The organism is Maledivibacter sp. (assembly GCA_025210375.1).
GTDB lineage: Bacteria > Bacillota > Clostridia > Peptostreptococcales > Caminicellaceae > JAOASB01.
Genome location: JAOASB010000013.1, coordinates 42736 through 55258, shown reverse-complemented (window position 1 = coordinate 55258; position 12523 = coordinate 42736). Strand labels below are relative to the sequence as shown.

Here is a 12523-nt window from a genome sequence, read left to right as displayed (position 1 = left end):
TGTGGGGTTTAGTAAGACTGGTTGATATGAAAAACCTTATATTGTTACAGGCAATATCAAGCAAACAGGCTCAAAGAGAAAACCTAAGGGTATATGCAAAGATATAATTATCGGAACGTGGTAAGCTATGGACATGGAGGACTAAATTCTGATGAAGTGGTAGCAATGAAAACAATAGTATAACTTGCTTTAACTATAGTGAAAGTGGTGGCACAGTACCAATGAAGCTACGATAATAAGTAGTGGAGGGATAGCCACTAGTCAGTTATTATAATAAAATATTAATTTTGAAAACAACAACTAATAGGGTTCGAGTAAGATTAAGAGAGGCAAAATAATCCTACAGGAGAAAAAGCCGACCTATGACAATTAAAAGAGAAGTTCTCAAGAATCAGAAACTTAGGAATAATGAATATTACAATATTCAAGATGTATTTGACAACCTATATAAACAAAGTAAAAATGGAAAACAGTTTAAAAATCTATTGCAAATAATAACCAGCAACGAGAACATAATGCTAGCCTTTAGAAATATAAAGAAAAACAAAGGGAGCATGACAAGGGGGACTAATAAAACAAATATCATTGATATTGGAGTAAATGATCCTCAAAAGCTGATTAATTATGTAAAAAGTAGATTAGGAAACTATAAACCACAAGCAATAAAAAGAGTTGAGATACCAAAACCTAATGGAGGTAGTAGACCTCTAGGAATCCCCACAATTGAAGATAGATTAATCCAACAATGCATACTACAAGTACTAGAGCCAATATGTGAAGCTAAATTCTATAAACATAGTTATGGGTTTAGACCAAATAGAGGAACACATCATGCATTAGCAAGAGCATCAACACTATGTAACAATGGTAGTTTCTATTATGTAGTAGATGTAGATATTAAAGGATTTTTCGATAATGTAAACCACTCAAAGTTATTAAAACAAATATATAGCATGGGAATAAGAGATAAAAATTTAATATGTATTATCTCTAAAATGCTTAAGGCAGAAATTAAAGGAATGGGTGTACAGTCAAAAGGTGTGCCACAGGGTGGTATACTTAGTCCTTTATTATCAAATATAGTTTTAAATGAACTTGATTGGTGGGTTGCTAGTCAGTGGGAATACATGCCAACAAGATATCAATATGCAAGTAGGCATAAATATAGAGCATTAAAAACCACAAATCTAAAGGAATGCTTTATTGTTAGATATGCGGATGATGCTCGTATATTTTGCACAAATATTAAAGATGCTGAGATTATGATGTGTGCAGTAAAAGATTGGCTAAAATATCGCCTTAATCTAGAAGTTAATAAGGAAAAATCAAAGGTGGTCAACCTTAAGAAATCATACTCAGAGTTCTTGGGGACAAAAATGAAAGTATATAGAAAATCACATAAATGGGTTGTTAAATCACATATATCAGATAAAGCAAAGCAAAAGATTACAAAGACGCTGAAAGAAAGAATAAAGGATATACAACATAGCCCTGGTAAACAGACAGTAAACAAGTATAATGCTACTATATTAGGAATACATAATTATTATAAAGTAGCTACCAGAGTATATCTTGACTTTAGAAGAATAGCCTTTCCTTTAAGCAAGAACCTTTATAACAGGCTTAGAAACAATAGTACAAAGAAAGGTAATAAGAGTAGAACTTTTATTAAATATTATGGTGATTACAAAGGAAAAGTATATTATGTAAACAACATAGCACTATTCCCAATATCATTAATAAGATTTCAAATACCAAAAGGGTTTTCACAAGACAAATGTAATTTTACAATAGAAGGTAGAATAAAAATACATTCTACATTAAATAATGTTAACCATAAAATTATAAAGTACTTAATGGAAACACCTATAGCCCATGAGAGCATAGAGCTTAATGATAATAGAATATCACTTTATGTAGCGCAAAATGGGAAATGTGCAATAACACATGAAAAACTTGAAATAGGAAGTATGCATGTACATCATAAAACCCCTAAAAGTCAAGGTGGAACAGATAAATATCAAAATCTAATTTACCTTAAAGAGGATGTGCATATATTGATACATGCTACTGACGATGATACAATAGCCAAATATCTAGGAAAGTTAAATCTTAGTACCACTGCTTTGTCGAAAGTTAATAAGCTTCGTGATTTAGTTGGAAACTTCAAAGTTTAATTGAATAATCAAAATTAATAAGAATAAATAATAACCGATGGAACGCCGTATGAGGGGAAACTCTCACGTACGGTGTGAGGCGGGGGAAAAGTTGGAGATAATTTCAAAGACTTACCTATCGTTAAAAATACCTACCCTAGCTTCAATGTAGGGATGGTATACATTGATAAAAAAGAACGATAAAGGCGAGGTCATCAATAACGTGATTCATACAGTCACAAGACAAAGTGATGACCCTAAACAGTCGATCACAATGGCAAAATTGTTAGAGACTGCCCTTACGGTTAATCCTGATTATATATGTGTTGCCGAGATGAAAAGTGATGAGGCTTTTTATGCCCAAGAATCTGCAAGATCAGGGCATGGTGTTTCAACAACTATTCATGCGAACTCATGTGTAGCAACTTATTACAGGATGGTGACGTTATGTAAGCAAAAATATGATATGGATGAAAAAACATTGTATAACCTTGTAACAGAAGCTTTTCCTATTATTGCATTCTGTAAAAAGCTAGAGGATAACACAAGGCATATCATGGAGATTACGGAGTGCCTGATTAAAGAAGATGGTAGCAGGGAGATTCGTACACTATATAAATACAATGTGGTTGACAATATGGAGGTTGATGGTAGGTCAAAGATCATTGGTCAATATGAAATGTTGAATAGACCATCGGCAGTTATGCAAAAGAGATTATTAGAAAATGGTATATCAAAGGCTGAATTAAGTCAGCTCATGGGAGGTGTGATAGATGAATAGATTAATAAAGATTTCATTTGTTTTGTTGGTGGTGGGATTTATGGTACTTCTAGATATATCACCTGTAGAAATCTATAATCAATTAAAGTCATACCGACCCAAGAAATCACGAGTGAGTATAAGACTAAAGGTATTAAATGTGACTCAGAAAAAGAAGTCAAAAGGAATAAAGCGATTACTACGTGAAACAAAAGAAATATTAATAATGACTGGACGTGAAAATAACTTTTACTTTATAACAACATTATCTTTGATCCTGTCTGTGGTAGGAATGATCTTCGCTTTACTAATTGGAAACAAATTATTAATGCCGATATTAGGTGTTGGATTTGCATTAATGCCCTTTTGGTATGTTAAGCTTATATCCACCAAGTGGAAAAATGAACTTAATGGAGAGTTAGAGACAGTCTTATCAGTGGTTACCACATCTTATATGAGGTGTGACAGTATTATAACTGCTATTGAAGAGAATATAGATTATATCAATCAACCTGTTTATAATATTTTCAATGCTTTTTTAGCAGATACCAAACTCATTAACTCTAATATTAATATGGCGTTGGAAAAATTAAGAGAGAAGATTGATAGCGATGTTTTCAGAGAATGGGTAGATGCCATAATGGATTGCCAAGAAGATAAGAATTTGAAATCCACGTTAACACCAATTGTATCTAAGCTATCAGATATGAGGATTGTATCATCTGAACTAGATAACATGCTTTATGAGCCGATTAAAGAATTCATGATGATGGTAGCTTTATTACTTGGAAATATACCACTCATCTATTTTCTTAATCGTGACTGGTATCATGCGTTGATGCATACACCTATAGGTAAGGGAACATTGGCGATATGTATTGGGGTATTATTTGTATCCATATCGGGTGTAATCAAGTTATCAAAACCAGTAGAATACAGGAGGTGATGTAATTGAACAGTATACTATTTATGTTTGCTCTATTTTTCGGAATAGGGCTTTTTTTAGTCTTATTAGACGTATTGAAAGTACCAACAAAGCGAGCCAATAAAGTCTATTTAGCAGTGAGTAAAAAAGGCATAGAAAAGCCAAATGCTTTTGAAGTGATTATATTGGAATTATCAGAGAAGATTGGGAGGTTCATTAAGCTTGGAAATTTCAAAAAAAGAAAGCTTATAATGACCTTAAGATCAGCTAATATTAAATTGACCCCAGAGGTGTTTATCGCACAAGCCTATGTAAAAGCAGGGATAGTACTGTTGGGTATTGTTCCTGCTGTATTAATATTGCCATTACTTGCACCAGTTCTCTTAATAACAGCTATTCTTGTATTATATAAAGAACTTGGCAGTGCCGATGAAAAACTAAAAAAAAGCAAGAAGGCTGTTGAATATGAAATCCCCAGATTTGTCAATACGTTGACTCAAGAATTACATGGGAGTCGAGACCTCCTAGCTATTTTGGAAACTTATAAGAAAAATACCACAGGCATATTTAAAAGAGAACTAGAGATTACAATCGCTGATATGAAATCAGGTAACTTAGAAAGTGCATTAACTCGATTTGAAACAAGAATCGGTAGTAGTATGCTATCGGATGTTATTAGAGGGCTTATTGGAACGCTTCGGGGAGATAATAATATCGTTTATTTTCAAATGCTATCACATGATTTTAAGCAACTTGAACTACAAAGATTGAAGGCAGAAGTGATGAAAAGACCTGCAAAGATTAAAAAGTATTCTATGATGATGCTTGGGTGTTTTGTCATGATGTATCTTGTGGTGATGTTGTTGCAGATTGTAGAGAGCATGGGAGAGTTGTTTTAGTTGATGTTGTGGACAGGGATAAATTGGAAGGTGTATAATTAGAGAGAATCATTAGATTTACATTATTAAACGAGTTGTGAGATATAGTTTTTGAATCTACACAATATCAATAATTTATAAACTATAAAGTTAATGTGATTACATAATTACAGTTAGTGGAGGTAAAAATGAGTAACGAAAAAAAAGATTTTTTCATTAGTTACACTCATTCAGATGAGAAGTGGGCTACTTGGGTTGCTAAGACGTTAGAGGATGAAGGATATACAACTACAATTCAAGCATGGGACTTTAATCCAGGATCTAATTTTGTTCAAAAAATGCATGAAGCTACAATTAATTGTGATAGAACAATAAGTATTCTATCAGAGAAGTACTTTGAATCCCTTTTTACACAATCAGAATGGCAAGCAGCTTTTGTAAAAGATCCCACAGGCAAGAATTCTACGCTAATACCCATTAGAGTTAGTGAGTTTAGACCAGAAGGGCTTTTAAAACAGATTATTTACATTGATTTATTTGAAGCTAGTGAAGAGGAATCAAAGAAGAAATTACTTTCTGGCGTAGATGAAACCAAAAGAAGAAGAGTTGCATCTGGATTTCCAGGACTTTATAATGAAAAATCTTCAAAAAAAATTTTAAACCTAAAATTTAGGAGAAATAGGCATTTCTCTGGAAGAGGAAATATCCTAAAATCCATTAAAGACAAATTTGATAACCAAATTGATTCAGATAAGGTATTTATATTGACTGGATTAGGTGGCGTTGGAAAGACTCAAATTGCACTTGAGTACATATTTAGATTTCAAGAGAATTATGAAGTTGTTTGGTGGATAGAATCAGAGGACAGTAGTACGATTATTAAAAGCTATAATTCGCTATTGATAAAATTAGGTTTTGTTGACAAAGAAATTGAAGATGTTAATGAAGTTGTATTAATGATAAGTGAATGGGCTTCTCAAAACAGTAATTGGCTATTTGTGTATGACAACGCAAGTAATTTCGATGAATTATATGATTATATACCAGTTACTCAGAGTGGGAATATATTAATTACTTCTAGATTTGCCGACTGGGATATGATTGGAGATAAATATGAGGTCAATGTGTTTGATAAAGTTGAAGCAGTTGATTTTATGATGAATAGAACTAAATTGAAAATTGATGATGGAGTAGAAAAACTTGTAGAGGAATTAGGATATCTTCCATTAGCATTGGAACAAGCTGCGGCATATATACTAAAACATTGCATCTCTATTATTGAATATTATAAATTGTATTCCGAATACCAAATGAAATTGTTTGAAAAAAGCCATCCAGTTAAATATGAGAATTCAGTAGCAACAACTTGGTTACTTTCTTTTAATAAAATTCAAGATAAAAAATCATTACAGTTAATGCAGGTGATGGCGTATTTATATTCAGAAAATATAGAGTTAAGTATTTTAACAGACTTATCCAATTATATTGATTCACCTATATCAGGAATTATTAATGATAAAATTGAGTTTAATGAGGTAATTTCAAAATTAGCCGAATATTCCTTGGTAAAGCGTTCATCTAATACGATTTCAATTCATCGACTATTACAAAATGTTATTCAGATGTATGACAATAATCATGACTGCTTAAGTTCACTTATAAATTTTGCATATGAAAACATAGATTTTCAAATGAAATCAGTAGATAGCTGGTCTTCATATTTGCCTTGGCATCTTCATATTAATGTCATAGCTAATTGTGCTTATCATAACAGAATTGAACTAGAAAAGGTATCATACTTATTTCATCAGCTTGGGACATACTATAACTTGATTTTATCAAATTACAGTATGTCTGAGAAACTTTTAATTAAGGCTTTAAGTATACGTGAAGAATTGATGGGTAAAGATTCAAATGCGACTCTCAGAACTAAAATTAATCTAGCAGGATTAATGTTAGATCAAGGTAGATATGAGGAAGCAGAGAATCATTACCTAAGTATGATTCAGAGTTGTGACAGTAAACATGATCAAAATTTTGAGATATATTTAACATCAAAAGGATGTTTAGCAAAAATATATCAAGTGAAGGGTCGTTTTGAAGAAGCTAAGAAATTATTTCAAGACGTTATTGAATTAAAATTGAACTATTACGGAGAGAATAATGATTTATTAATTGCTACTTTATATAATTTTTCTACGTTATTAATTGATATGGGTGAGTATAGTTTGGCAGAAAAATACTTGCTAGAAGCTTTGGATATTGAGAAAACAATTAATGGAGAGGATAATCAGTTTGTAGCAGATATTCTTGATAGTCTGGCTAATATGTATACAAAGAAATGTAAATATAACTTAGCAGAAAAATATTTTCAAAAGTCACTTGAAATAAGAAGAACAATATTTAATCCTAATCATCGAGACATAGCAAATTCACTAAATAATTATGCTGGATTATGTATTGAATTACACAATTTTGATAAGGCTGAGACACTTTTAAAAGAGTCGCTAATTCTTACAGAAAAGCATCCATTAATTGACCCAAATGAAATTGCAACTACATGCAACAATTTAGGCTTAACGTTATTAAATTTAGGAAAATATGAAGAAGCCGAGAAGCTACTTGAAAATGCCAAAAATAGTCGTAAGTTAAGTTTAGGGGTAGAAAGCGCTGATTATGCTACTTCGCTTAATAATCTAGGCAGATTTTATAGTGAAATGAATGAAATGGAAAAGGCTGAGAAACTCTTAAAGGAGTCATTAGAAGTGCGGAGTAAAATTCTTGGTGAATTACATCCAGAAACAATTGCCACAATAAATAATCTTGGTATTTTATATAATGATTTAAGGCGTTTTGATGAGGCCCAGTTGCTTTTGGAAAAAGCACTAAGACTCTCAACAGAGACACTAGGTAATGGGCATAAAGATACTATCGAATCAATGTATTCACTTGCTGTATTCTATATACAGTCCAATAAGACAGTTGAAGGAATTTATTTGTTAATAGATGCTTTGAGATTGAGTAAGGAATATTTGAGTGATAGTCATGAAATCACGAAGATGATTGATGATTACCATAGAGATGTGTTATCTAGAATTAAGATTATTTAAAAAAATGTTATTAATTATAAGGCTCTTGAATATATAACAGTTATGGTTGTTGTATTCAAGAGTCTCTTTATGTTAAAGAAAGGATGAATACATGAATATAATAAAAAACAAAAAAGGCGAAGGCTACATTGATACAGTAATCGTAGTTTTTGTAGTGGTTCTCATGATAGCACTTGCAACAAGCGTACTACCTATATTCATCAATAAAGCAAAACTAGATACCTTTGCCGACAAAGTAGTAAGATACGCAGAAATTGAAGGCAGAATAGGAACACAAACAACAGCAAAAATAAATCAAATGATAAATGATACAGGATTGAATCCGACAGCAGAATGGTCAACATCAGGAAAAATACAACTGAATAATGAGTTTAGCCTTGAACTTACACTAGAAACCGATATCGGTTTCTTTTCTTTTGGCTCATTTCCCATAACACTAACATCAAAAGCTACAGGAAGGAGTGAAGTCTATTGGAAAGATTAAGAAACAAAGAGGGAAATGGGGTGCTTATAGCGTGTGTCATTGTGTTGGTCATGATGCTTATATTTACAGTCATTGCAGAGTATTTAAGGCTAAAAATTATTGCAAAGGGGGTGCGTGATGGTGTGCAATCATCGATGATATCGGTTGTAACTAATAATTGGGATAACAACTTCAATGGTCTTAGGCAAGGATATGCAGGTGGATATACTTTAAGTGGTTCTGATTGGAATAGTGATATTGATAATGGAGCAGTTTATGCAGAACTATCAAATCTACTAGGATTACAGAGAAGTGGAGCTGAATATGTGAAGTATGCAGGTAGTCAAAAAGAATACGCTATTTATGATCTTTCTGTTAATGTAAAAAACACACCTTTTAGAGGGAACGAGAATGATGAATTTAGTGCTGATGCTTATATAGTCTTGAGAGTTCCCTTAGAATTTGGATGGGGACATTTACCTGACATGGTCATGAGACAAAAAGTTAAGGCAAAGTTCACCCCTAAGTTCTAAGCTCTTGACAATATCAACCAATAAGTGATAAGATGATTATAGAAACTATAGTTATAACAATCATATTTTGAGGAGTGATGATGTTGTCAAAGAGACAAACAGATTTAACGATATATATTTTATTAGCATTATTGAAAGAACCACTTAAAGGGTATGATATTTCAAAAGAAGTTACTCGCATATCAGAAGGAGAAGTAAAAACATTAAATGCTTCACCCTATGCCAAGTTAAAGAAAATGTTAGAACAAGAACTTATTGAGGTAACAGAAGAAGTGAACGAAAATAGACGAATTATCTATTATGGAATTACAGAAAAAGGACGACATACGATTTATGAAGAGTTAAACAAACTTGAGGTATTAATATCTCGTATTAAGAAGAATACGGAGGGATATGAATGAAAGATAGAATGAAATACATAAGCGTTGTTGCAATACTATTAATTGTTGCAATTGCTTTAGGTTATGGTATATATCAAAGGTTGCAGCCAACTACACAAATTAATCAGATAGACTCGGAAGTAAAGAAGCAACTGGAAGTTAATGTTGAAGATATTGAACAAGAGGAAATAGTGGATGTTCCCGAGATTCAAAACTCAGAGCAAAATCAAGAAGTTAAAGAAGAGAATTCTAATGATGAAATAATATTAGATATTGATGAACCTAAAGTTCCGCCTGTGCCTGAATCGCCTGAAAAAGAATCGGGAGAAGAGTCAGTTGAAGAAATCACTGATACTGAGGTAGAACTAATACCTGAAAGTGAAGATACGGTTAAAAAAGGTGATGAAGAAGAGAATCCTGAACCACCTAAGTACGACGAACCACCCAAAACAGAAGAAACAGAACAACCTGAGAACCCTGTTGTTGTTACACCAAAAGTGCCACAGGAAACAGATGATAAACAAGAAGAAAATGTTGTACCTGATAGTGAAAATCCATTCTTAAAGCCACCTTCTGAAGTACCTAGTAATGGTAATAGGGGAGGAGTAGATGGTAAAGAACATAGTGATTATGATCCGAACACAGGCGATAAGTTTTAGAGCAAAATATGATAGTGAGTTAAAAAGTCAACTTGAAGAAGTTGGCTTTTTTTGTGAGAGGAGATGATAAAATGCGAAGAACAATAAGTTTTTTCCTATGTGTTTGTATTTTAAGTATAGGAATGTGCGTGAATGCAGAAGACAATGCAGATAGTGGTAGTGGGAACACAAATAGCGCACTTAATGGAAAAGGGTTTTATAGAAGTGCTGAATACATGTATAAAGTATCAATATATGTTGGTCTATCCGATGTGGCAGATATGAACAATCCTATATCTGATTTTGTACTATTAGGAAATGAACCTACTTATATAGTACCAAATACATTTACATTGCCTAATAATACGTATGGTACACCTTATAATAAAATTCAATATTCTAGTGGGATAAATCTATCTCCAATTGTCATTAATGATTATCTCATTGATTCTCCACCACCAATACCAATTACTAATGGTGGGAATATAGATTCTGTTAAATCATACTTTGGTGATACAAGTACCTTAAATTATATGATTGATAATATTGCAGAAAAACGTGGTACAACTAGAGAAGGGCTTGTCAGCAACATACAGTTCACCATCAATAATAAAACGGATTACTATCCACCTGAAGACATCCTACCAGTTAAAGTAAATGAAAAATATCAAAATAAAGTTGCATGGCTCATAGTCTATGAACCCGTTATTATTACTTACACAAAGCCTAATAGTAGTGGCTATAGACAGCCGATTGCCTTTACAGCAACAGAATATGCCCTTTCTCAAAAGTTAGGATACTTCAATTGGTTTTGGGGAAGCACAGGGCAGTATGTAGCAGGGATGACCCATAGTGATCTCCCTAATTCTATTGTACTTGAAGAAAGTTGGGTAGGTATTCCTGTAACAAGTCCTTTGAAAGATGGTGTTCACTGGAGTGATGACAGAATCATTAGTGGTGGTGGTATTGGCATGCGAATGCTTGAAGCCAATGGGATAGATGTTGTACCTAATGATACAACCTATGATTATACTTATCGAGTGAATACAGATGTAATTACCTCAGTAATGGTTCAAGCTGCTAATGGTGACATTACGCCTGATACACGTCACAAGGAAAAAGATACACGAAAAAGTGCCTATACCAATCCATCAGATGGTAAAGCCTATGTGACTATTACTGCCAATGGTCAATCAACAACCATGCCTGTTGTTATTCCAAATGGAGACAGTCAATATGCCTTCCTAAAATGGCGAACCCCATCACAACCATGTGAAGTAACGATTAATGTCAATGTTTCAGGTAACAGTTCTGCTAGATTGCAAGAAGGTGGAAGAAGTACGAGTTTTAAAGTTAAAATAGAAGATTTAGCTGAGAATATGCCACCTGATCCACGACCAACAGATAAGATGCCAAATTTTAAAATTCCTGCATTGCCCCACGAAGCTGATAAAATAACAGCTACTTGGGGCATTTATAGTGCCGTATGGGATGCGAATTATAGATGGCATGAGAACTGGAAAAAATATCATAGTGGATGCTACACCAAAACAAGAGCAGACGGCAGTACAAAACGTGTACATCGTTATAAATGGGTTGATGAAGGATGGTGGGAAGATTACGGTCAGTGGGATTATACTTACACAAGATATACAGCCAGTATCCAAGCAGATATGGAGTTAAAGCCAGATGCTCATAATCCTACTGCAAAAGGAAAATATGGGGAGTATACCATTGCCAGTGGTTATGGTGTTGATATCAAAGTGGATGTAGGGATTACAACCAATGCACCGTCAAGTCACTATACCACTGCTCAAAATGTTGTGACTTATTTTCCAGAATTTCATTACAATGACTATTGGCGACTCCTTGATAAAACTGGAGGAAGAACATTTGAGTTTAAGGAGAACCCATACTCTACCTTTAACAGTAGAACCCATTTCACCCCATTGCCTTATCCTGACGGAGCATATAAAGTTTATAGTAAAGTCATAGATTGTTGGACACCTGATGGCATGTTAAGAGTGAATCTAAATGACGGTGTAACCATAGAAGGCTCAGTCTATGATGACTGGCATGGTGCGACATGTTTTCTCACAAACATTACCCTGTAATAGAAAATTACAGGCATAAGTCCGTGTAATGCTAAAAGAGAAGCGTTTCTAAACTACTTGAATATAGTTAGAAATGATAACTAATATTCCGATGGGTGGAATGATAGGGTAACGCCTTGAAACGCCCCCTTAATACTCCGACAAGCATGGAAATATGTAATGATTTATGTGTTTGAAGCTCGGTGAAGTCGGCAGAGGATAGCCGTAAGCAAGATATATTTTGCACGAAAGCTGTTCAGCGGTGAATGGTGCTATTTATATGCCGGAGGTCTATAAGATATCTATGGTAAGAATGTGAGTTGACGCTCACTGACGAACATCCGAATGAAAGGGTCTAGAAGTCGATACGGTAGAAATGTCGTAACCGTCAAAGTGCGGTGTGCGTGAGGTTGAGTAAAATAGTGCCCATGAAAGACCTTATGATATTAAAGGTATCATCAAGCGTACAGGCTCAAAGGATAGCCTAAGGATATATGCACAGATAGGAATATTGGAACATGGTAAGGTTAGGACGTGGAGCAGATTACAATGCTATGAAACGGTAATAGGGAAAACTTTCAAAGTAT

The 12523-nt window shown here is 33.6% G+C and carries 10 protein-coding genes; all 10 read left to right on the top strand.

The window, feature by feature from the left end; translation table 11 throughout:
- Positions 1-362 precede the first annotated feature (362 nt).
- The 10 genes from ltrA to N4A68_04385 all read left to right on the top strand — a co-directional run bounded on the left by ltrA (position 363) and on the right by N4A68_04385 (position 11957).
- Positions 363-2177 carry a group II intron reverse transcriptase/maturase gene (gene ltrA, locus N4A68_04430; protein MCT4563546.1) on the top strand — a complete coding sequence of 605 codons (1815 nt, stop codon included), beginning with the start codon at positions 363-365 and terminating at the stop codon, positions 2175-2177.
- 163 nt (positions 2178-2340) lie between these two features.
- Entirely contained in the window at positions 2341-2937 is a 597-nt protein-coding gene (locus N4A68_04425; protein MCT4563545.1) for a CpaF/VirB11 family protein, read from the top strand.
- Positions 2930-3862, top strand: a complete 933-nt coding sequence (locus N4A68_04420) for a hypothetical protein (GenBank protein ID MCT4563544.1) — start codon at positions 2930-2932, stop codon at positions 3860-3862. The genes N4A68_04425 and N4A68_04420 overlap by 8 nt, the downstream gene beginning before the upstream one ends.
- Before the next feature lie 5 nt (positions 3863-3867).
- Entirely contained in the window at positions 3868-4740 is an 873-nt protein-coding gene (locus N4A68_04415) for a secretion protein F (GenBank protein ID MCT4563543.1), read from the top strand.
- Positions 4741-4907: 167 nt separating this feature from the next.
- On the top strand, positions 4908-7829 hold the full coding sequence (fxsT, locus tag N4A68_04410; protein ID MCT4563542.1) for an FxSxx-COOH system tetratricopeptide repeat protein: 2922 nt from the start codon (positions 4908-4910) through the stop codon (positions 7827-7829).
- 91 nt (positions 7830-7920) lie between these two features.
- Positions 7921-8313: a DUF4320 family protein gene (locus N4A68_04405; protein ID MCT4563541.1), complete on the top strand. Its 393-nt coding sequence runs from the start codon at positions 7921-7923 to the stop codon at positions 8311-8313.
- Complete coding sequence (locus N4A68_04400) at positions 8301-8825, top strand: hypothetical protein (GenBank protein ID MCT4563540.1); 525 nt, start codon at positions 8301-8303, stop codon at positions 8823-8825. Before N4A68_04405 ends, N4A68_04400 begins: the two co-directional genes overlap by 13 nt.
- An 83-nt stretch (positions 8826-8908) precedes the next feature.
- Positions 8909-9226 carry a PadR family transcriptional regulator gene (locus tag N4A68_04395; GenBank protein MCT4563539.1) on the top strand — a complete coding sequence of 106 codons (318 nt, stop codon included), beginning with the start codon at positions 8909-8911 and terminating at the stop codon, positions 9224-9226.
- Positions 9223-9864 carry a hypothetical protein gene (locus N4A68_04390; protein ID MCT4563538.1) on the top strand — a complete coding sequence of 214 codons (642 nt, stop codon included), beginning with the start codon at positions 9223-9225 and terminating at the stop codon, positions 9862-9864. The genes N4A68_04395 and N4A68_04390 overlap by 4 nt, the downstream gene beginning before the upstream one ends.
- Positions 9865-9935: 71 nt before the next feature.
- Positions 9936-11957, top strand: coding sequence for a hypothetical protein (locus N4A68_04385; protein MCT4563537.1), 2022 nt, complete (start codon positions 9936-9938; stop codon positions 11955-11957).
- Positions 11958-12523: the final 566 nt, after the last annotated feature.